This is a genomic window from Meridianimarinicoccus zhengii, from assembly GCF_003254465.1.
In the GTDB taxonomy this organism is placed as follows: domain Bacteria; phylum Pseudomonadota; class Alphaproteobacteria; order Rhodobacterales; family Rhodobacteraceae; genus Meridianimarinicoccus; species Meridianimarinicoccus zhengii.
In genome coordinates this window covers 55,713-76,810 of sequence record NZ_QDFI01000005.1, presented here as the reverse complement: position 1 = coordinate 76,810, position 21,098 = coordinate 55,713, and the positions used below count along the sequence as shown (strand labels likewise).

The 21,098-nt window shown below is 68.3% G+C and carries 22 protein-coding genes; 9 read left to right on the top strand and 13 right to left on the bottom strand.

The features are described 5' to 3' along the window. Positions 1–93: 93 nt before the first annotated feature. Positions 94–1,119, bottom strand: a complete 1,026-nt coding sequence (gene xylF, locus DDE13_RS02780) for a D-xylose ABC transporter substrate-binding protein (protein ID WP_111401224.1) — start codon at positions 1,117–1,119, stop codon at positions 94–96. A 243-nt stretch (positions 1,120–1,362) separates the two neighbouring features. On the opposite strand from xylF, the gene DDE13_RS02775 reads away from it, so the two are divergent. Continuing rightward, positions 1,363–2,634, top strand: a complete 1,272-nt coding sequence (locus DDE13_RS02775; RefSeq protein ID WP_235868562.1) for an ROK family transcriptional regulator — start codon at positions 1,363–1,365, stop codon at positions 2,632–2,634. Positions 2,635–2,644: 10 nt separating this feature from the next. On the opposite strand, the gene ggpS is transcribed toward DDE13_RS02775, so the two are convergent. Genes ggpS through DDE13_RS02760 form a run of 3 tightly spaced genes read right to left on the bottom strand, consistent with a single transcriptional unit; the run spans position 2,645 to position 6,130 of the window. Then, complete coding sequence (ggpS, locus tag DDE13_RS02770; protein WP_394340278.1) at positions 2,645–4,204, bottom strand: glucosylglycerol-phosphate synthase; 1,560 nt, start codon at positions 4,202–4,204, stop codon at positions 2,645–2,647. A 1-nt stretch (position 4,205) separates the two neighbouring features. Further along, a complete protein-coding gene (locus DDE13_RS02765) occupies positions 4,206–4,991 on the bottom strand; it encodes an HAD family hydrolase (protein WP_111401222.1) in 786 nt (261 codons plus the stop codon). Further along, a complete protein-coding gene (locus DDE13_RS02760) occupies positions 4,988–6,130 on the bottom strand; it encodes an NAD(P)H-dependent glycerol-3-phosphate dehydrogenase (RefSeq protein ID WP_111401221.1) in 1,143 nt (380 codons plus the stop codon). Before DDE13_RS02760 ends, DDE13_RS02765 begins: the two co-directional genes overlap by 4 nt. Positions 6,131–6,297: 167 nt before the next feature. Here DDE13_RS02760 and DDE13_RS02755 point away from each other — a divergent pair, with 167 nt between their 5' ends. Then, entirely contained in the window at positions 6,298–7,347 is a 1,050-nt protein-coding gene (locus tag DDE13_RS02755; RefSeq protein WP_111401220.1) for a Leu/Phe/Val dehydrogenase, read from the top strand. On the opposite strand, the gene DDE13_RS02750 is transcribed toward DDE13_RS02755, so the two are convergent. The 9 genes from DDE13_RS02750 to DDE13_RS02710 all read right to left on the bottom strand — a co-directional run bounded on the left by DDE13_RS02750 (position 7,344) and on the right by DDE13_RS02710 (position 16,220). Further along, a complete protein-coding gene (locus tag DDE13_RS02750; protein ID WP_111401219.1) occupies positions 7,344–8,255 on the bottom strand; it encodes a LysR family transcriptional regulator in 912 nt (303 codons plus the stop codon). The genes DDE13_RS02755 and DDE13_RS02750 overlap by 4 nt on opposite strands. A gap of 62 nt (positions 8,256–8,317) precedes the next feature. Continuing rightward, positions 8,318–8,764, bottom strand: a complete 447-nt coding sequence (dtd, locus tag DDE13_RS02745) for a D-aminoacyl-tRNA deacylase (protein WP_111401218.1) — start codon at positions 8,762–8,764, stop codon at positions 8,318–8,320. After that, positions 8,764–9,687, bottom strand: a complete 924-nt coding sequence (locus DDE13_RS02740) for a carbohydrate kinase family protein (RefSeq protein ID WP_111401217.1) — start codon at positions 9,685–9,687, stop codon at positions 8,764–8,766. Before DDE13_RS02740 ends, dtd begins: the two co-directional genes overlap by 1 nt. A 75-nt stretch (positions 9,688–9,762) precedes the next feature. Beyond that, the gene (locus tag DDE13_RS02735) at positions 9,763–10,887 is read right to left on the bottom strand and encodes a primosomal protein N' (replication factor Y) - superfamily II helicase (protein ID WP_111401216.1); all 1,125 of its coding nucleotides are present in this window, start codon (positions 10,885–10,887) and stop codon (positions 9,763–9,765) included. A 3-nt stretch (positions 10,888–10,890) separates the two neighbouring features. Further along, on the bottom strand, positions 10,891–12,012 hold the full coding sequence (locus DDE13_RS02730) for an SPFH domain-containing protein (RefSeq protein ID WP_111401215.1): 1,122 nt from the start codon (positions 12,010–12,012) through the stop codon (positions 10,891–10,893). Between the two features lies 1 nt (position 12,013). Further along, the gene (locus DDE13_RS02725; RefSeq protein WP_235868561.1) at positions 12,014–12,994 is read right to left on the bottom strand and encodes a DUF2927 domain-containing protein; all 981 of its coding nucleotides are present in this window, start codon (positions 12,992–12,994) and stop codon (positions 12,014–12,016) included. An 11-nt stretch (positions 12,995–13,005) separates the two neighbouring features. Next, a complete protein-coding gene (locus tag DDE13_RS02720) occupies positions 13,006–14,172 on the bottom strand; it encodes a toxic anion resistance protein (protein ID WP_111401213.1) in 1,167 nt (388 codons plus the stop codon). A 50-nt stretch (positions 14,173–14,222) separates the two neighbouring features. After that, positions 14,223–15,107 (bottom strand): 5-bromo-4-chloroindolyl phosphate hydrolysis family protein, encoded by an 885-nt coding sequence (locus tag DDE13_RS02715; RefSeq protein ID WP_111401212.1) that lies wholly within the window; start codon positions 15,105–15,107, stop codon positions 14,223–14,225. A 156-nt stretch (positions 15,108–15,263) separates the two neighbouring features. Continuing rightward, positions 15,264–16,220 (bottom strand): pseudouridine synthase, encoded by a 957-nt coding sequence (locus DDE13_RS02710; protein ID WP_111401211.1) that lies wholly within the window; start codon positions 16,218–16,220, stop codon positions 15,264–15,266. Between the two features lie 64 nt (positions 16,221–16,284). Between DDE13_RS02710 and DDE13_RS02705 the strand changes: the two genes are divergently transcribed. The 7 genes from DDE13_RS02705 (at position 16,285) to DDE13_RS02680 (ending at position 21,096) form a co-directional block, all read left to right on the top strand. Next, the gene (locus DDE13_RS02705; protein WP_235868560.1) at positions 16,285–16,791 is read left to right on the top strand and encodes a nucleoside deaminase; all 507 of its coding nucleotides are present in this window, start codon (positions 16,285–16,287) and stop codon (positions 16,789–16,791) included. A 135-nt stretch (positions 16,792–16,926) separates the two neighbouring features. Then, entirely contained in the window at positions 16,927–17,364 is a 438-nt protein-coding gene (locus tag DDE13_RS02700) for a DsrE family protein (RefSeq protein WP_111401210.1), read from the top strand. 70 nt (positions 17,365–17,434) lie between these two features. Then, positions 17,435–18,106: a ceramidase domain-containing protein gene (locus DDE13_RS02695; protein ID WP_111401209.1), complete on the top strand. Its 672-nt coding sequence runs from the start codon at positions 17,435–17,437 to the stop codon at positions 18,104–18,106. A 33-nt stretch (positions 18,107–18,139) separates the two neighbouring features. Beyond that, a complete protein-coding gene (gatC, locus tag DDE13_RS02690; protein ID WP_111401208.1) occupies positions 18,140–18,427 on the top strand; it encodes an Asp-tRNA(Asn)/Glu-tRNA(Gln) amidotransferase subunit GatC in 288 nt (95 codons plus the stop codon). Then, positions 18,427–19,914 (top strand): Asp-tRNA(Asn)/Glu-tRNA(Gln) amidotransferase subunit GatA, encoded by a 1,488-nt coding sequence (gene gatA, locus DDE13_RS02685; protein WP_111401207.1) that lies wholly within the window; start codon positions 18,427–18,429, stop codon positions 19,912–19,914. Before gatC ends, gatA begins: the two co-directional genes overlap by 1 nt. Positions 19,915–19,916: 2 nt before the next feature. After that, a complete protein-coding gene (locus tag DDE13_RS23350; protein WP_235868559.1) occupies positions 19,917–20,405 on the top strand; it encodes a hypothetical protein in 489 nt (162 codons plus the stop codon). A gap of 73 nt (positions 20,406–20,478) precedes the next feature. Then, positions 20,479–21,096, top strand: coding sequence for an N-acetylmuramoyl-L-alanine amidase (locus DDE13_RS02680; RefSeq protein WP_235868563.1), 618 nt, complete (start codon positions 20,479–20,481; stop codon positions 21,094–21,096). Positions 21,097–21,098: the final 2 nt, after the last annotated feature.

The window sequence follows — 21,098 nt, the reverse complement described above, 5'->3', positions numbered from 1 at the left end:
CGTGGCCGTGGCGCCGGAACGGGGCGGCTGGGCGGGGGCGATGCACCCGTGGTTGTCCCGCGCCGCAAGGGGCGCGGGACGGATCGCGTCAGGTCAGTTGCATGGGGCCGGACCGTCCGTCACACCTTGGCAAAGCGTTTCCAGCGGGATCCAGCCTGCGTCCACGACGACCGGCAGGTTTTCCTGCGTGACCGGCACGGGTTCCAGGAAGATCGCGTTCAGCTCGTTGCCCGACGGCGAGCTCCATTTCACGGCGCCTTCGATGTCCGCCATCGCGGTGCCCTGTGCCATCTGCACGGCGATGGACCCCGCAGCGCGGCCGAGATCGCGGGCGTCTTTCCAGACGCTGACGGTCTGGGTGCCAAGCGCGATGCGGTTCAGTGCGGCATGGTCGCCGTCCTGCCCCGAAACCGGGATCCCTTCCATGCCCTGCGCGGTGAGTGCCGCGACGGCGCCGCCGGCGGTGCCGTCATTGGACGCCACGACGGCATCGACAGCGTTGCCCTGCGCGGTGAGGATCTGTTCCATGTTGCGCTGCGCGTTCGACGGCAGCCAGCCATCGGTATAGGCTTCGGCCACGATGGTGATGTCGCCGGCGTCGATTGCGGATTGCAGCACTTCCTGCTGGCCGCCGCGCAGGAAATCCGCGTTCGGATCGGTGGGCGATCCCTTGATCATCACGTAGTTGCCCGTGGGCTGCTGTTCGAGAACGGCACGCGCCTGCATCCGGCCGACTTCGACGTTGTCAAAGGTCAGGTAAAACGCGCGCGGGTCGTCGATGAGGCGGTCATACCCCAGAACCGGGATGCCTTCGTTGTCGGCGGCAGTGACGGCGGGAATGATCGCCTGGCTGTCCTGCGCGAGGATGATGAGCGCATCGACACCCTGCGCGATCAGGCTTTCGACGTCGGACAGCTGCTTGGACGACGACGATTGCGCGTCCGCGCTGACGTAGCCGACGCCCGCGGCGTCGAGTGCTTCGCGGATCGCGGCTTCGTCGGTCTTCCAGCGCTCTTCCTGGAAATTCGACCAGCTGACACCGACGGTCAGGTCCTGTGCGCTGGCGGATACCGCAACACCTGCGGCCATCGCCGCCGCGGCGATGAGTGCTTTGTGCATTGAATGCCTCCCTTGGCTTTGCCCGTGGTCGGGCGGCCAGACTCGCTGGCTGGCTGAGAGGATGCCGCCTATTAATTCAGTTGTCAAAATAAAAAATTTCAGTTTGCATGAAAAATGTGGCAACGTAGGCTCAGACAGCAAGAATGCTGCGCATGCAAAGTTTTTGCTGCGCCGCGGCAGACACATAATGTTTCTGGAATGAAGAAAGTGACGGGAATGGCAGGGCAGGATCGGACCGGGCACATGGTACAGCCGGGGGACGGGTGCGGCCCCTTGCGAACCTGTGCGGACCGGACCGCCAAGCCGCTCGCGCAGCAGGTTTTCGAACGGATACGGTCGCTCGGGCGGGTGTCGCGTAGCGATGTGGCCCGCGATCTCGGCGTCAGCCCCGGCTCCGTGACCAGCGCTGTCACCACCTTGATGGAGGCGGGGCTGGTGCGCGAAATCCCGCGGGCCGCCCGCGACACTGCGACCGTGCGGGGCCGCCCGCCGGTGGACCTTTCCGTGGTCGCCGATGCCCGGCACGTGCTTGGCCTGAACCTGCGCGACGGACTCATCAGCGCCGTCGTCACCGATTTCAACGGGCAGGTTCTGGCGGACGCGGAAAGGCCGGTCCAGACGGGTGCGCGCCTGCTGGACGCGGTGCTAACCGATATCGCGCACCTCGTGGACCGGATGCTCGGCCCGCTCGGAATGGCTTCGGGCGATCTTGCGGCGGTCGGGATCGGGTTGCCGGGATTCATCGATCACGATGGGGGGGCTGTGCTGTGGTCGCCGATCCTGCGCGACCGCAAGGTCGCATTGGGCCCGGTGCTGGCGACACGTCTGGGTATGCCGGTCTATCTCGACAACGACGTGAACCTTCTGGCGCTCGCGGAACTGTGGTTCGGCATGGGGCGCGACCTGTCCAGCTTTGCGGTGGTGACCATCGAACACGGGGTCGGCATGGGCCTGATCCTCGACACGGCGCTGTATCGCGGCGCGCGCGGGATGGGGCTGGAAATCGGCCACACCACGGTGCAGCTCGATGGGGCGCTGTGCCGCTGCGGGCAGCGCGGGTGCCTTGAGGCTTACGTCGCCGATTATGCGCTGGTGCGCGAGGCGTCCACGGCGCTGGAATGGGATCTGCAGACCGCGCGCCCGACCGAGCAGACGCTGGAGATCCTCTACGCACAGGCCAAGGCGGGAAACGAGGCTGCGCGGTTGATCTTCGAAAGGGCCGGGCGCTACCTGTCGCTGGGGCTTGCCAACGTGATCCGGGTGTTCGACCCGGAACTGCTGCTGATCTCGGGCGCACGGCTGCGCTATGATCTGCTTTATGCCGAGGAGGTGCTGTCCGACATGCACCGGTTTTCCGATCGGATCGGACGCGGGCGCACGGACGTCGCCATCAACACGTGGGGCGACACGGTCTGGGCACGCGGTGGTGCGGCCCTGGCCCTGTCCGCCGTCACCGACGCCGTGTTGGCGCATCCCGCAACCGACTTGCCCGCGCGCGATCGGCGCACGGGCTGAAACGCGGCGGTCAGGCCACGGGATCGACCGTCGTCGCGCCGCCCTTCTTTTGCGCGGCCTCGAACAGGTCCGTCTGGTCCCGCGCCCACGCATTGATGTCATAGCACCGGACCTTGGCGCGCAGCGCCTCCATCCTGTCGCGGCGTTCCGCTTCGGGCATGTCGAGCGCCTGAAGGATCGCGCGATCCATCGAGCGTGCCGAGAATGGGTTGGCCATCACCGCCGCCGACAGGTCCACCGCCGCACCCGCGAATTCAGATAGCACCAGAACGCCGTCCCCGTCGATCCGAGCCGCCGCGTATTCCTTGCAGACAAGGTTCATGCCATCGGCCAACGGCGTGATCCAGGCCACGTCCGCCGCGCGGTAATAGGCCACGAGTTCGGTGAACGGAATCGCCCGCGATATCAGGGCGATGGGCTGCCATTCGAACGTGCCGAATGCGCCGTTGATCCGCCCCGCGGTCTGTTCCAGTTCGGTCTGGATCTCGGCATAGGCGGTCATGTTGCGGTTCGCCACGACCGACACGTGCAACAGCCGCACCTTGCCGCGCAGGCCAGGATTGTCCGCCAGCACGCGCCCGAAGCTTTCCAGCTGCTCGATCCCGCCCTTGGTGTAATCGGTGCGCCCCACGGACAGGATCATCTTGCGGCCGTTCAGTTCGTCCTTGATCTCCGACAGCTTCGTTGCCGTGGCCGGTGTTTCCGCCTGTTCCTCGATGTAGTCCATGTTCACGCCGACGGGCGACGCACTGACAAGGATGCGGCGGCCTTCGTATTCGATCTGCGTCGGCATCGTGCGTTCGCTCAGTGCGGTGCCCTCGTTCACCCATTCCGGGCGGACCTTTTCGCGGCGCGTTACTTCCACGTCCAGAAGACTTCGGACGACCGACACGAAATTGTCGGCGTAGCGCGGGATGTGGAACCCCACGGCGTCGCAGGACAACAGGCTTTCCACGATCTCCTTGCGCCAGGGCAGCACGTTGAACATGTCGGCGGCGGGGAAGGGTGTGTGGTGGAAGAACGAGATTTTCACGTCAGGGCGTAGCTGCCGGATATAGCCGGGTGCCAGCCACAGGTTGTAGTCATGCACCCAGACATTCGCGCCGGGGGCGGCTTCGTGGGCGGCGGCTTCGGCGAAGGCCCAGTTCACCTCGCGGAATGTCGGCCAGTCCACGGGGTCGTAATTATATCGCTCCTTGAAGGAATGCAGGATCGGCCAGAACGCCTCCTTCGAGGTGATATGATAGAAGCTTTTTACCTGCTCCGCCGTCAGCGGCAGGCGCGACACGCGGTATTCCCCGAAACTGTCGTTGATCGTCACCACGCGTTCGAAATCGACCTTGGACGGATCATCGGCCAGCTTCCACGCCACCCACGATCCACGGTCGGCCTTGCCGAAAAAGCTCTTCAGCGTCGGCACGATTCCGTTGGGCGACGTGTTCTCGCGCAGCACGACGCGCCCGTCCTTGCCCTCCACCTCTTCGTAGGGCTGGCGGTGGTAAAGGATCACGAGATCCGATTTCTGCGGCATGCTGGCCTCGGCCGTGTCTTGGGTCAGTTCCTGGGTCATGTCACACCTCCGGGGGTGTCGGATGCAGGTTCAGGGCGGCGATCGCTTCGGCTATGCCGGCCGCGCCGATGGCGCGGGCTTTGTAGACCGATGCGTGGCCGTCGAGCGCGGCCAGCAGGGCGGGTTCCGATCCGCCAACGGCCACGGCGGGCAGGCCGCACACCAGCATGGAATGGTCGTTCATCGTATCGCCCGCGGCAAGCACGCCGCCCGGATCGAGGCCAAGGTGCGTCACCAGACGGCGCAGCGACGGTCCCTTGGACACGCCGCGCGGCAGCACGTCGAAATACATCTCGGCCGAAATGAGCGCGTCGAAGCCCATGTCCGCCGCCCGCGCCCTGGCCGCATCCCGGTCGAAAAGATCGGGGTCCATGTCGAAGCTCACCCTGTAGCGGAACTGCGTCGGCTGGAGCGTCAGCCCCGCCAGATCGGAAAATGCCGCGCGCACCCTGTCGCCTGCATCGTCCCAAGCCGCGGCGATTTCGGCTTCCAGGTCCGGGATCGGGTGCAAGCTTGCATCAGGGGCCACCTGGGCGATCGTCGTGCCCACGTCGCCGACCACGTAGTCGGGCCGGGGCAGCCCGTCGTTGCGCACCATGCCGGTGATGAAATCCGGGTCGCGCCCGGTCACGAACACCAGCCCCACCGAGGCGCGGTTCGCCGCAATCCAGTCATAGAGCGCGGCCCGGTCCGCATCCGTTCCGCCGAGGAACGTGCCATCGAGGTCCGTGGCCAGCGTGAAGCCGCGCGCGTGCAGCGGCGGCAGGTCGGTCTGGGGATTTGTCATGACATCCTTTCGGCAAGATCGTTGATGGCGTCGTCGCCGGCGGGATGGGCCAGCGTGAAGGTCAGACCGGCCGGTTCGCCCTCGATAGGCCGGGACCAGAGGCGCGCGAAGGTTTCGCCCAGCGGCGCGCCCTCGTGCAGCACGGCATGGACGGCTTCGCAGATCGGCATGGCGACCTTGACCCGGCGGGCAAGCTCCACGACCGACACGGCGTTGATCTCGCCCTCCACCACCACGGGCTTGCCGTCGAAACAGTCTTCCCGTGCGCGGCCCTCGCCCAGTTGCACGCCCAGCGACATGTTGCGCGAGGTCTGGCTGGAACAGGTCAGCGTCAGGTCGCCCGCGCCCGACAGGCCGGTAACCGTTTCGCGCCGCCCGCCCAGAACCTGCGCCAGTCGCTTCATTTCGTCCATGCCGCGGGTGATGAGCGCCGCGCGGGTGTTCTCGGCGAAGCCCGCCCCGGTCATCATCCCGCAGGCGATGGCGATCACGTTCTTCACCGCACCGCCGATCTCCACGCCGATGATGTCGTCGGAAATGTACGGCCGGAAGGCGTTCGACCCCATTGCCAGCGCCACCCGCGCGGCGGTGCTGTTTTCCGGGTGCAGCCGGTCCTGGTAGGAAAACGGAAACGCCACGGTCGCCGCGGTCAGGTGCCCCAGCGCCGTTTCCCGCGCGAAGGTCGGCCCGGATATGGCGCCAATCGGGTGGCCGGGAAGTTCCTCCTCCGCAACCTGGCTGAGCAGCAGCCCCGTGCCGCGTTCGATCCCCTTGCAGCACAGCGCAACGGGCACGCCCGCGCCCAGATGCGGCCGGATCGCCGCACACATCTCGCGCAGCGACGCGGAGGGCGTGACGATCAGCACGAGGTCCGCGCCCGTGCAGGCATCGGCAATATCCGTCGTCGGGTTCAGCCCGTCGGGCAGCGGCACGTCGGGCATGTAGCGCGCGTTCACCCGGTCGCGGGCGATGGCGGCGACAAGGTCGGGATTGCGCCCCCACAGCCGCACCTGCCGCCCGGCATGGCGCGCCACCGCTGCCAGCGCGCAGCCCCATGCCCCGGCGCCGATCACGGCAACGGTGCCGATGCCCCGCGCACCGCTTTGCGGCAGGTCGTCTGTTGACAGGTCAAGTCCCATGGATGTGATCCTTGTAGCCGCTCTCGGCGGTGCTGTCCAATCGGCCACCGTTGCGGGGGGCCGAACGCGGCCCGCGCGGTCACTGTCGTTGGTTCCGATTGCGGGTTCAAGCCATTGACGGTAGGGCTGCGCGCGAAACGAACCAGAGCGGGCGCGGCGGGGGCATCATGTTCGATACCGAGGGCTACAGCGATCATGAAAGCGTCACCTGGCTGCACGATGCGGGTACGGGGCTGCGCGCGGTCATCGCGGTGCATTCCTTGGCGCGGGGGCCTGCCATGGGCGGGTGCCGCCTTTGGCGATATCCCGATCCGGGCGCGGCACTCGCCGATGCGCTGCGCCTGTCCGAAGGCATGTCGCTGAAGAACGCCATGGCCGGTCTGCCGCTGGGCGGGGGCAAGGCGGTGATCCTTGGTCCGGTTCCCGAGGGGCCGGGCCGGGCCGCGGCCTTCCGCGCTTTCGGGCGGGCCATCGAAACGATGGGCGGGCGCTACGTGACGGCGGAGGATGTCGGCGTGCACGTCGCCGACATGGCAGAGATCGCGCGCGAAACCCGGCATGTGTCGGGCATCGGCGCGTCCGGTACCGTCGGGGGCGATCCATCGCCCTATACAGCGCGCGGCGTCCTGCGCGGGATCGAGGCCGCGGCGCGGCACGCGCTCGGCCGGTCCGATCTCGACGGGCTGCGGGTCGGCGTGCAGGGGGTCGGGAACGTGGGCGGGCATCTGGCGCGGCTGCTTGCGGGGCAGGGCGCGCGTCTGACCATAGCCGATATCGACCCCGCGCGGCAGGCGCGGCTGGCGGATGAAACCGGCGCAGAAACCGCGGGGCTCGAGGAGATATTGACAACCGACGTGGACGTTTTGGCGCCGTGTGCCCTTGGCGGCGCGATCACTGCGCCGGTCGCGGCGACCCTGCGCGCGCGGATCGTGGCCGGGGCGGCGAACAATCAGCTGGCGACATCCGAGGCGGGCGAGATTCTGCGCCGCCGCGGTGTGACCTATGTGCCCGACTATGTGGCGAACGCGGGCGGGATCATCGCCGTCGGGGCTGAATACCTCGGCCATGGATCTGAAACGTCGGTGCTGGCCGATGTGGATGCAATCGGCCCGCGCGTCGCCGAATTGCTTGCCCGCAGCGCCGCGGAGGCGACCCCGCCCGAGGTCATCGCCGATCGCATGGCGCGCGAGATCATCGCGGCAGCCCGCGCCGCCTAGCCGCCCGCCCGCAACACGCCGCCGTGCAGCGTCCCGTCCGGGAAGGCTTGCAGCAGAAGGTCGCGGAAGGCCCGCAGACGCGCGGTCAGGGCCTGCGGACCCGGATAGACGACGTGCAGATCGGCGGCGGGGCCGTCCCAGCCGTCGAGCACCCGGACCAGCCGCCCCTCGGCAAGATCGCGCTCCACCAGGAACAGCGGCAGTAGGGCTGCGCCCGCACCTCCAAGCGCAGCGTCGCGCAGCGCGACATGGCTTGTCAACGCAAGACCGCCCACCAGCCGCACGGTCCGATCCTCGCGCCCGCGGGTCAGGTGCCAGCCCTGGACCAGGCCGACCCCGTGCAGCAGCACCGGCAATGACGCCAGCCCCGCCGGGTCGGTCAGCGGTTCGGGGCACAGATCCGGTGTTGCCACGACTACCTGTTCCGACCGCGCGAAACGCTGCGCCACGAAGGGGCCGTCGGCGGGATGTCCCACCCGGATCGCCGCGTCGAAACCTTCCTCGATCAGGTCGGGCTGGCTGTCGGTCAAGACCACCTCCAGCGTCAGGTCGGGATAGAGCCTACGCGACGCCGCCACGATCTGCCCGATGAAAGCCTGCCCGAACAGCAGCGGCACGGCCAGCCGGAGATGACCGCGCACCGCCACTTCATCGGGATCGCTGAGCGCGCGGGCGATTTCCCCGGCATCGGCGAGAATGCGTTCGGCGCGGGCCAGCACTAGCGCGCCTTCGGCGGTCAGGCTCAACCGCCGCGTGGTACGGTCCATCAGCCGGACCCCGAGTGCCGCCTCGAGGTCCTGTATCCGCTTGGAAATCGTGGATTTCGGCATGCCGAGCCGTCGCGCGGCCGCTGCAAAGGAACCTTCGGCCGCGATTGCGCTGAATTCCCGCAAGGTGTTGAGATCCATCCGCCTGCCTTCCCCCGTTTTTCAGGGCACAAAGCACGCCGCGCGCACCGCGCCAAGGGGGATCAGCGCGCCGCGCTGTCCAGCCAGATGGTCACCGGCCCGTCATTGACCAGCGATACCTGCATGTCCGCGCCGAAACGCCCCCATGCGACCGGCACGCCAAGTCCGGCCAGCGCTTCGCCGAATGCGCGATACAGCCGCGCGCCATCTGCGGGTGCTGCGGCGCTGGAAAATCCGGGGCGGTTGCCGCGCCGCGTGTCGGCGGCCAGCGTGAACTGCGACACGACCAGTGCCGCGCCGCCCATGTCCAGCAGGGACCGATTCATCTTACCCGCGTCGTCGGGAAAGATGCGCAGCTTGGCGATCTTGGCGGCGAAGGGGGCAACAGCGGCATCGGTATCGCCCTGCATCGCGCACACGAGGATCATAAGGCCAGCGCCAATCTCGCCGGTCACCTCATCGCCCACCCGCACATCGGCGCGGGCCACACGCTGCACCACTGCCCGCATCAGGGCAGTTCGGCGCGGGTCGGCGGGTTCGCCCCGGCGCGGGACACGGTCACTGCGGCGGCCCGCGCGGCCAGCGACAGCGCCGCGCGCAGGGTGTCGCTGTCGAGCATGTCCAGCGCCACCTTGTCCAGCGCGCCCGCCTCGTCCAGCGCGGCCAGAATGCCCGCGTTGAACGTGTCGCCCGCGCCCACGGTATCGACCGGGGTCACGCGGGTGGCGGCAACGAATTCCACATCGTGCGCGGTAAAGCCCCAGGCGCCCTTCGCGCCTTCGGTGATGCATACGAGCTTTGGCCCCAGCGCGCGCACTTGCGCGGCAAGATCCGCGATCTCTCCCGGTCCCATCAGCCAGGACAGATCCTCGTCCGACAGCTTCACGATATCCGCCGCGCGCAGCATCGGGTCGAGCCGCGCACGATAGGCGGCTTCGTCCTTGATGAAGCCGGGACGGATATTGGGGTCGATCATGGTGACATGATCCGGAGCGGCGCGCAGCATCAGCGCGCGATAGGTGTCCGCGCAGGGTGTCACGGCCAGCGAGATGCCCCCGAAGAACAGCGCCCGCAGGTCATGGGGCAGGGCGGGCAGGTCGGCCTCTGTCAGCATGCGCCCGGCAGTGTTCTCGTCGTAGAAGGCATAGCGCGCCTGCCCGTCGGTCAGTTCCACGAAGGCCAGCGTCGTGGGCCGGTCGCTGCGATGGATGAACTGGGTGGACACGCCCGCACCGGTCAGCGCATCGGCCAGTTGCGTGCCGAACAGGTCCGTCGACAGCCCGGTGAACATCGCCGCCGGAGCCCCGAGCCGCGCCAGCGCGATGGCCGTGTTGAACACCGCCCCGCCCGCGAAGGGCTGGAAGCAGGCCGCGCCGTCCCCGGTCCGCCTTGGGAGCATGTCGATCAGGGCTTCGCCGCAACACAGGATCATCTTGGGCCTCGCTGGGATGTTACCGCTATCCTAGCCGCCATGGGCCCATGGCTGCAAGCGGATCGGGCGGCAGGCTTACTGGTTCGACGCGAGAAAGCCGAACGCGGCGGCAGCGATCAGCGCCGTCAGGACCGTGAGCGCGATCTTCCAGACCGACCACGGGCGCTCGCCCTCCACCCGGCCGGTCTGGCCGTTGATGACGATCCGGTAGCTGCGCCCGCCATAGCGATAGGCGGCGATCCATATGGGCAGCAGGACGTGCTTGAAGGTCACGTTGGCAACCTGCGTTTCGATCTGCGCGATGCGCTGCCGGTCGCCGCCGATATCGAACCGGACGTCCCTTTCGATCTGCCGGTCCATGGTCTCGCGCGCCAGCACGACCCCGTCGCGCAGGTCGACCGTATAGGCCTCGGCCCGCATCCCGGCGAGGTATTCGGGCGCATACGGGCGCAACTGGCTGAGGTCCCACGGCGGCAGTGCCTCGGTGAAGCGGCGCGGCAGGCTGCGCGACGCCAGCACCAGCACATCGTCGAAGGCCCGCCGCACCGCGCCTGACACGGGCCGCCAGCGCACCTCGGCCACGGTCTGGCTTGTGCGCTGTCCGTTGCGCACGACAGATTGCTGGCGGTGATGCACCGTGCCCCGTTCTCCGCGATAGCGCGAGGCCGTGTCGGCGTCGAAGGTCCAGAACGGCACGTAGATGCCATCCATGCGCCGCCCCTTGCGGGCATAGCGCTTCAGCCCGTTCGGCGCGAACCAGAGGCCCCCCAGCCAGCGGCGCATCGCGTCATGGGCGGCGGGTTCGGTCATGGCGAATGGCAGCACGGCCTGCGGGCGGATCGCGCGGTGGGTGCCGGTGGCCGTGACTACGGGGCTGGCGCAGAACGGGCAGGACGTGCCCTGCACGGTATCGTCCAGCTCAACCTGCGCGCCGCAGCTGGTGCAGGCGACAAGTTGAGTCTCATCATAGGCGTCGCCCGGCAGGTCGGTGGCAAGGGCCGCGGCGAAATCTTGTTCGACAGGGGCTGTTGCTGCGGCCTGCCACGGGCTCGACGGCGCGCCGAGCACCTCGTCATGGCCGCAATGACCGCAGCGCAGGCCGCCCGTCGCCGGGTCGAAGCGCAGATCCGCGCCGCAGGCCGGGCAGGGGAAGTGATGCGCCGTGCCCTCGGTGCGGGCTGCCTTGGCCCCCGTGTCCATCGGTCAGTCCGCAGGTGGCGGCGGAGGCGGTGGCATGACGGTGAAGAGTTGTGCAAGCTCCGGCACGTCCTCCGCCTGCAACCAGCCGTCCTGGCCTTGCGTCCAGACATGGCTCTGCCGCGTGAGCCGACCCTCCTGCGCCATGCGGCCCATGGATGCGCGGGAAAACGGGCCCGTTGTCTGCCCGTTCTCGGCAATGTGCCAGACATGCTCGGTCGGGGGCGGCGGCGGCACGGGTGCTGCGGCGGCGGGCGCGGGCCGCCCGCCCCACGGACCCGTCTGCGCCATCTGGTTGCCCATCGCCATGCCGAGCCCCGCGCCGATCCCGGCGCCCATTCCGCTGTCGCCGCCCTGGGCCGCGGCGGTGCCCATCGCTTCGGCGGCGGCATATTGGGTGTAACGGTCGAGATCGCCCACCATCCCCATCGCCGTGCGCTTGTCGAGTGCACCCTCCACCGCCGCGGGCAGCGAGATGTTCTCGACATACAACTCCGGCAGGGTCAGCCCGTAGGCCGCGATCGTGGGCGCGATCCGTTCGGCAATCACCCGGCCCAGATCGCCCGTGTTCGCCGCCATGTCCAGAACGGGAATGCCCGACCCGGCCACCGCTCGGCTGAATTCCTGCACGATCACGTTGCGGATCTGGAAGCTGATCTCGTCCATCGTGAATTCGCCATCCGTTCCCACGATTTCCGTCATGAAGCGCGCGGGGTCCGTCACCCGCACGCTGTAGGTGCCGAAGGCGCGCAGCCGCAGCGGCCCGAATTCGGCGTCGCGCAGCATCACCGGGTTGCGGGTGCCCCATTTCAGCCCGTTGAACCGCGTAGTGTTGACGAAATAGATCTCGGACTTGAAGGGCGACCGGAACCCGTGGTCCCAGTGCTGCAACGTGGTCAGCACGGGCATGTTGTTCGTTTCCAGCATGTAGAGACCGGGCATGAACACGTCCGCGATCTGGCCTTCGTGAACAAAGACGGCGGCCTGCCCTTCGCGCACGGTCAGCTTCGCGCCATACTTGATCGCGTGGCTGTGCCGTTCGAACCGCCACACCATCGTGTCGCGCGTGTCGTCCACCCAGTGGATGACATCGATGAACTCGCCGGACAGGAAATCGAAAAACGGCATGTCAACTCTCCTCGAGGGCCGGGGTCGTGCGGGCGACCGTGTCGGGGGGCAGCAGTTCCTCGGCGATCGTGCGCACGATGGGCTGGGCCATGACCGCGTCCATGCCCGGCTGCAGCCGCGGGTCGTACAGGATCGCCAGCAGAAGCTCGTCATGGGTGGTCAGCAGCGCGAATTCCTCGTCGTCGTTGAAGATCGACGGGCGCGCGGCGGGACTGTCATTCGCCAGTCCCAGCCCCTGGGCGATTTCCTCGTGCAGGCAGGATTTGCGCAGAAGCTGCGGGTGTTCCGCCCGGATGATGCCGACGGCGCGGCGGTAGACATGGGGCGCGTCATCCGTCGAGAACGCGATCATCAGGCAGAAGATCGTGGGCGGCATGTCGGTGACCGCTGCAACCACCGGGGGGGAAATGCCGGGGATCAGCGTCTGCAAACGCGACCCGAGCGCGCGGCGCTCGTCCTCGTTCACGACAAGCACCGTCATGTTGCCGGTCCCGGCAGTGGTCGTGACCGGGTGTCCGGTCGCAGTGGCAAGCCGTTCCGCCAGCCCCGCGACGGTCGCGCGGTCGCGCCGCCGTTCGGCTTCGGGAACCGAATCGCCGAAGACGAGCCCGATCTCGACCCGGTCTTCCCAGCGCCGCAGCGCACTTTCGCTTTCGCGCGCCACGATCCGGTCGGCATCGGGCACGAATTCGTCGAACAGCGCGATCTGCATGAAATTCCCGGTCAGCATCCGGCTGTCCATTGGCGTATCCGGGCCACCGGAATCCTGCCGCAGCAGGCCACGCGCCAGCAGATCTTGTTCGAGCTGGGCATAGCGCCGCTCCAGCCGCGCGCTTTCCGCCGAAGGCTGCGGCGCGCTGCGCGGCGCAGGGGCCGTCGTCGCGGCGCCGTCCGTTCCCGGGGTCGGTTCGATGGCCGGGCGCACACAGCCCGACAACGCCGCGCAAAGCAGCGCCGCTGTCGGCACCATGTGCAGTCCCATGCGCATGACGATCAGGCGGCGCCCGCGCCGGTCGGGGCGGCCTTCGCGGCGGACAGCGTCTTGCGCAATTCGGTCTCCATCGCGGTGAGTTCCTGTTCCGCCGCCGCGCGCCGTGACTTTCCCTCGTCCGCGATCTGGAGGCTTTCCTGGATCGTCGCCACGAGTTCGGCGTTGGCCTTCTTGATCGCCTCGATATCGAACACGCCGCGTTCCATCTGCGTCCGCACCTCCTTGTTGGCCTGCCGCAGGTTCGCGGCATTCGCCGTCAGCAATTCGTTCGTCAGGTCGCCCGCGTCCTTCACGGCCTTCGCCGCTTCGGCAGACCGCTGGATCGTCACGGCCTGCGCCAGTTGCGTTTCCCAAAGGGGCACGGTGTTCACGAGCGTCGAATTGATCTTGCTGACCAGCGACTTGTCGTTTTCCTGAACCAGCCGGATCGAGGGTAGGGACTGCATCGTCACCTGCCGCGTCAGCTTCAGGTCATGGACCCGGCGTTCGAGATCGTCGCGCGCGGCGCGCAGGTCGCGCAGTTCCTGCGCCGCGATCATCTGCTGATCGGGGGCGACCGCGTTCATCTCGGCCTCCTTGGTGGGGATGGTCTTGCTGTCCAGCTCGGCCAGCTTTTCCGTCCCGGCCGCGATGTAGAGCGCCAGTTCGTCGTAGAACGCGAGCGTCTTTTCATAGAGCTTGTCGAGCGACTTGATGTCCTTCAGCAGCTGGTGCTCGTGCCCCAGCAGGCTGTCGGTGATCTTGTCGATCTGGCCCTGCACCGTGTCGTAGCGCGCCATGAACTGCGCCACGGGGGCGGCCTTGCCGGTCAGCCGGTCCCACCACGTCCGCTTGCGGTTCGGGTCCAGCTCGTCCACCGAAAAGCCGCGGATCGTGCTGACGATCTCGCGCAGGCTGTCGCCCGCCGGGCCCACGTCCTTGTTGCGCACGTCCGCGAGCATGGCCTGGCTGATTTCCTGCAATTCAGCCTGGGCGCGCGAACCGAAACCGATGATGGACCCGCTGTCGGCCATGTCGATCTCGGTCATGCGGGCGCGCACGGCCTCGGCGACCTGCGGTTCGGCATGGTCGAGCGATATGTCGCCGTCGCGCGGGGCGGGCAGCGGTGCCGTGGCTTCGGCGATCAAGGCCTCGTCTTCCATCGCGCGGGTGCGGGTGTCTTGCGGCATGGGACTCTCCTGGGTGGATTGGGCATCCGATATGGCGGCGTCGCGGGTGTTCAGCCGGGGGGCACCTCACGCGCGAGTCTTTCGCGCAGTACCTCGATCTCGACATCGAGATCGCTGCGGTCGTCCAGCAGCAGCGTCTGGGTCTTGTCCGCGTAGTTGCGTTCCAGATCGTCCAGAAGCGTCAGGAAATCGGTCCGCGCCTGGGGGGCGCGGCTGCGTGCATAAAGGTCCGAGAATTTTACCGCCGCGTCCCGCGCACCCAGAAGATACACGCCAAGGAAACGCCGCGCACGGGTCAGGTCGCGCGGATCGTCCTGCACGGTGCGAAACATCTTCTGCGCGGTGGCGGTGAAGGTCTTCATGCGGGCCACAAGCTCGCGGTCGCCGGTGCGCGCGACGGCATTGGTCATGGCGGCGAGATGCGCCTCGGCCTCGCGCACGGCGCGGTCGGCGCGGTCGCTTTGGGCGCGGTCCACGGCGCCTCCGGTATCCAGCCCCTTGTCCTGCATAGGGTCGGGTCCGAAGGCACCAAGGTGAAGAATGCCGCCCAAGACCGCGAAGACAATGGCATTCGTCAGGCTGCCATCCGCCAGGCCCGCACAGGCCAGCCCGGCGGCGGTCAGCACGCTACCCAGCAGCTTGCGCGGGATGGCGGGGCGGCGGGCGACCTTTCGCGCGGCATAGGCTTCCTGCGCCACGATGCCTTCGCGGGTGAGCCACGCGGCCAGCATCAGTGCCGCGAAACATGTGAGATTCAGCGCAAGCCCGAGCGGCTCGGCGCGGAAAGCCGATATCAGGAACGGGAACGGCAGCACGTAGAGCAGGTTCGACCTTGCACCGGCCCGGCTGCGCAATGCCGCGGGCGGCGGTCCACCCTGCGCGCCGTCATGCGCCGCCCCGCCGGGGCTGTATCGACCACCGAAACGCTGGGCCATCAGCCCGCCCCCGTGAACGCGGCATAGAGGATCAGCAGCGCGAGCAGCGCGAAAGACAGTTTCTGAAGGCCCGATCCCGACACCCGGATTCCCCGCGATGGTTTCGACGACAGGCAAGCACAGCCGCGCGTCAAAGGGAAGACGCGGGTTGTCGGGTCAGGTGCGGCGCGAAGGTTTCGCGGACGCGACAGGGCCCGCTGCGCGGCGTCTGGGCGCTTTGGCGGGCGTGTCGGGTTTGGTCGGGACCGTCCCGCCGGTATCCGCGCCGTCGCGGGGCAGGCCGAGCTGGTCGCGCAGGATGCGCGGTTTGACCTCTTCCACGGCACCGGGCGCGAGATCGCCCAGCTGAAACGGGCCATAGCTGATGCGGATCAGGCGGTTCACGCTGAAACCGATATGCTCCATGGCGCGCCGGATCTCGCGGTTGCGGCCTTCGCGCAACCCGAGCGTCAGCCAGGCGTTGGCGCCCTGCTGACGGTCGAGCGTGACGGCCATGGGCGCGAACCGTTCGCCCTCCACCGTGATGCCGCGGCGCAGGGGGGCGAAGGCGTCGTCGTTCGGGGCGCCCTTGATGCGCACGCGATACTTGCGCACCCAGCCGGTCGAGGGCAGTTCCAGCCGTCGCTTGATCCCGCCATCGTTGGTCAGCAGAAGAAGCCCCTCGGAATTCAGATCGAGCCGCCCGATGCTGACCACGCGCGGCAGGTCGTCGGGCAACGCGTCGAACACGGTGGGGCGGCCCATCTCGTCGCTGGTCGTGGTCACGAGGCCTGGGGGCTTGTGGTACAGCCACAGGCGCGGTGCCTCCGGCGGCGCAAGGGGCTTGCCGTCCAAGGTGATCCTGTCGGCGGGCGTCACGTTCAACGCGGGGCTGTCGATCCGCTTGCCGTTCACGGCGACCCGGCCTTCGGCGATCATCGCTTCGGACGCGCGGCGCGAGGCGACCCCGGCCCGGGCCAGCACCTTGGCGATGCGGTCGCCGGTTCCTCCGTCATTCGCGGGCGCCGCCGCCGCGACGGTGGGCGGGGCGGTCCGCGCCGGGCGTTTCGGGCGGGGCTTCGGGGCGGGGCTGCTCGCGGAGCGGGCCGGGGGCTTGGATGGGGGCTTGACCATGTCCGGGCCATACCGCGTCCCGTGGGGCGGCGAAAGCCTGTTGAACCCCGCCTGGGATACGCGAATGCTTGTTGCATCGCGCGCGGCGCACGGGCCATCTGCGGCCATGGCGCAGGACAGCCCCTTCATCAGCCACATGGACGCAGCCCTCGCCGAGGCCCGCGCCGCCGCCACGCGCGGGGAAGTGCCCGTCGGCGCCGTCGTGGTGGACCCCGCGGGCCGCATCGTCGCCCGCGTCGGCAACCGCATGCGCGAGACGGGCGATCCAACGGCCCATGCCGAGATGCTGGCGATCAGGGCAGCCTGCGCGGCGCTTGGGCGGGATCGGCTGACGGGCTGTGCGCTTTACGTGACACTGGAGCCTTGCGCGATGTGCGCGGGGGCCATCGCGGCGGCGCGGGTGGCACGGCTTTACTATGGCGCTGCGGACCCGAAATCGGGTGGCGTGGCGCAGGGCGCGCGCGTTTTCGACCGGGCGCAGTGCCATCACCGCCCCGAGGTCTATGACGGGATCGGCGCCGCGGCGGCCGGGGCGCTGCTGCAGGATTTCTTCGCCGGGATGCGCCGCTGACGCGGCATGCCATGCCCCCCATCCACGCCTTGCGGCGTGAACGGGGCCCGCGGCCCGGACCGAACCTTTCGCGAGAAACCGCTTGCCGCGCGGCAAGGCCCCGCGCATCGTCGCTCCATGCAAGAGGAGGAATGCATGAATACGATACGCACTGCCGTCGGCGCCGCTGTGCTTGCGCTCACCTGTCTGCCCGCGTGGGCGGAACCGACCGCGAAGGTCGCCATCCATGTGGATGAGGAGAATGTGTCCACCATGAACATGGCGCTGAACAACGCGGCTAACATCGCCAAGCACTATGGCGATCTGGGGCAGGAGGTCGCAATCGAGATCGTGACCTACGGCCCCGGCCTGCACATGCTGCGCGCCGATACCTCACCCGTGGCCGACCGGATCGCGGTCATGGCGCTGGAACTCGACAATATCACGTTTTCCGCCTGCCTGAACACCGTGCAGGCCATGGAGCAGCGCACCCAGAAAGAGGTGCCGCTGATCAGCGAGGCAGAGGTCGTGCCATCGGGCGCCGTGCGGCTGATGGAGTTGCAATACGACGGCTACGCCTATCTGCGGCCCTGATCGCGTCGGGCCGATGTTCCTGTCCTCGCTTTGATCTATGTCGCTCTCCGTCACGACACGGGGTACGCGGATGGACTGGACACGATCGATCGACGGGTATTGCGAACGGCTCGGCCCGGAATACTGGGCTGAACCGGTCAACGCGGTCACCAACGCGGCCTTCCTGATCACAGCCGTCGTCATGTGGCGGCGCACGCGCGGGGCCGGTCTGCCGCTGGCGACCGCGCTGGTGGGCATTCTTGCCGGTATCGGCGTGGGGTCGTTCCTGTTCCACACCCATGCGCAGGTCTGGGCGGCCTTCGCCGACAGCGGTGCCATCGCGGTCTTCGCACTTGTCTATGTCTTCGCCGCAAACCGCGATTTCTGGGGACTGAAGGGTTGGCGGGCCTGGGCTGCGACAGGGCTGTTCATCCCGTATGTCGTTCTGACCGTGCCGATCTTCGCGCGCCTGCCGTTCTTCGAGATCTCTTCGGGTTACTGGCCGCTGCCAATCTTGGTGCTCGTGTATGGACTTGGGTTGCGCCGACGCGCACCCGAAACGGGGCAGGGCCTGCTGATCGCGGCGGGGATCTGCGCGGTGTCGCTGACCGCGCGGTCGCTGGACGAACCGCTCTGCGCCGCGATCCCGATCGGGACACATTTCCTGTGGCATGTGCTGAACGGCGTCCTTCTGGGCTGGATGATCGAGGTCTACCTGCGCCACATGCGCGGCCCGCTTGCAGCGACCCTGCGCGGGGGCTAAAGCGGGCGCCGGAACAGCAGACGGAGAGGCCCCATGTCGATCGACACAGCGACCGCCGCGAAGGTGGCCAAGCTTGCCCGCATCCGGGTGGAAGATGACGCGCTGCCGGCGCTGGCGGCGGAGTTCAACACCATCCTCGGGTTCATCGAGCAACTGGGCGAGGTCGATGTCGAGGGCGTGGAGCCGATGACCGGCGTCACACCTATTCGGCTGAAACGGCGCGACGATGTCGTGACGGACGGCAACCAGCAGGCGGCTGTGCTGTCGAACGCGCCCGATGCCCGCGAAGGGTTCTTCGCCGTGCCGAAGGTGGTCGAGTGATGTCGGACCTGAGCAGCCTGACCATCGCCGCTGCCCGCGACGCCCTGCGACGCGGGGACGTCACCGCGGCGGACCTGACCGAAGCCTGTCTGCGTGAGATCGAGAGCGCCGGGGCGCTCAACGCGGTCGTGCATCACACGCCGGACGTGGCCCGCGAACAGGCGGCGCGCGCCGACGCGCGGCTGCGCGATGGCGATGCGCCCGCCATGTGCGGCATACCGCTTGGCATCAAGGACCTGTTCTGCACCAAGGGTGTCGCGTCGCAGGCCGCGTCCGGCATCCTAAAGGGCTTCCGCCCGGAGTATGAGAGCACCGTGACCGCGAAGCTGTGGGACGCCGGTGCGGTCATGCTCGGCAAGTTGAACATGGACGAATTCGCCATGGGGTCGAGCAACGAGACCTCGATCTACGGCAATGCCGTGAATCCGTGGCGCGCCAAAGGGTCCGACGCGCCGCTGACACCCGGCGGATCGTCCGGCGGGTCGGCAGCGGCGGTGGCGGCGGGGCTATGCCTTGCCGCGACGGGCACCGATACGGGCGGGTCGATCCGGCAGCCCGCGGCCTTCACCGGGATCACGGGGCTGAAGCCGACCTATGGGCGCTGTTCGCGCTGGGGGATCGTGGCCTTCGCCTCCAGCCTCGACCAGGCGGGGCCGATGACCCGCGACGTGCGCGATGCGGCAATCATGCTGCAGGCGATGGCCGGGCACGACCCGCATGACAGCACGAGCGCCGACATCCCCGTGCCGGATTTCGAGGCGGCGCTGACCGGCGATATCCGAGGCACGAAGATCGGAATCCCGCGCGAATACCGCGTTGAGGGCATGCCGCCCGAGATCGCCCAGTTGTGGGATGACGGCGCCGAGATGCTGCGCGATGCCGGGGCGGAGGTTGTGGAAATCTCTTTGCCCCATACGCAATACGCGCTGCCCGCCTATTACGTCATCGCGCCTGCCGAGGCGTCGTCGAACCTTGCGCGCTATGACGGGGTGCGGTTCGGGCACCGCGCGAAACTGGCGCCCGGCGACGGCATCACCGAGATGTACGAAAAGACCCGCGCCGAAGGCTTCGGGGCGGAGGTGCAGCGCCGCGTGATGGTCGGCACCTACGTTCTGTCGGCAGGGTTCTACGACGCCTATTACAACCGGGCGCGCAAGGTCCGCACGCTGATCAAGCGCGACTTTGACGAAGCGTTCGCCGCCGGTGTGGACGCGATCCTGACGCCAGCCACGCCCTCGGCGGCGTTCGGGCTGGGCGAAATGGCAAGCGCAGACCCGGTGCAGATGTATCTCAACGACGTGTTCACGGTGACTGTGAACTTGGCCGGTCTGCCGGGGATTTCCGTGCCCGCGGGGCTGGACCGGCGCGGCCTGCCGCTGGGGTTGCAACTGATCGGCAAGCCGTGGGACGAGGCGGGCTTGCTGAACCATGCTTACGCGCTGGAACGGGCGGCGGGGTTCACCGCCCGCCCCGACCGCTGGTGGTAGGGATGGCGCGCCGCGCCATTTTCGGTCTGGTCGCGCTGCTGGCGGCCTGCGGGCCAGCCTACGGACCCGGCGATACGGTGGGATTGGTGCCGGTGACCGGCGAGCCGCGCGCCACGCGTGAAGCCGCGCTGCGGGGGAATGCCTCTGCCGAAGCCGCGACCCCGCGCGCCGATGCGGCCCCATCGGCGGTGCCGCCCCCAGTTCCTGTGCGGCCCGTGCAACTGCGTGGTCGTCCGACAGAGGAGGGCCCCAACGTCGTGGCCTTCGCGCTGGCAACCGATCATGCGGTCGGCACCGCGCGGTACGCACGGGACAATCCGTCTGCGGAACGCGCGGAACGGGCCTGCGAACGCTATGTATCGGCCGATCTGGCGCAGGAAGCGTTCCTGCGGGCGGGCGGGCCGGAGGGCGACCGGCTGGGCATGGACCCCGACGGCGACGGCTACGCCTGCGGCTGGGACCCGGAGCGGTTCCGCCGCGCGGTGCGCTAGGTCCGTGACGGACGCGACCATCTGGCATCCTTCGCCCAACCACGGGCCACGGCGCGATGGCGCGGTGCCCGACATGGTGGTGATCCACTACACGGCGATGCGGGATGCCGAGTCCGCGCTCGCACGGCTCTGCGATCCGGGCGCGGAGGTCTCGGCGCATTACCTGATCGGACGCTGTGGCACATGCTGGCAGATGGTGGATGACGCGGCGCGCGCCTGGCATGCGGGGGCGGGGGCTTGGGGTGCCGTGACGGACGTCAACTCACGCTCCATCGGGATCGAGCTGGACAATGACGGGCGCACGCCCTTTGCGGCACCGCTCATGGACCGGCTGGAATCGCTGCTGGCCGGGATCATGGCGCGTTGGGACATTCCGCTCGAACGGGTGATCGGGCATGCCTGCATGGCGCCTGATCGCAAGCAGGATCCGGGGGCGCGCTTTGACTGGGCAAGACTGGCGCGGCAGGGGCTGGCCGTGCCGACGCCCGCGCCGCAGCCGGCCACACCCGGGGACTTTGTCGCCCATGCGCGGGCCGTGGGCTACCCGGATGCCGCGCCCGATGTGCTGCTTGCGGCGTTCCGCACGCGGTTCCGTCCAACGGCGCAGGGACCGCTCGATGCGACCGATGCCAGAATCATGGCTGCACTCGCGCGCGACTTCCCCGTTGACCGCGCGCGCCGCGAGGTCTAGCA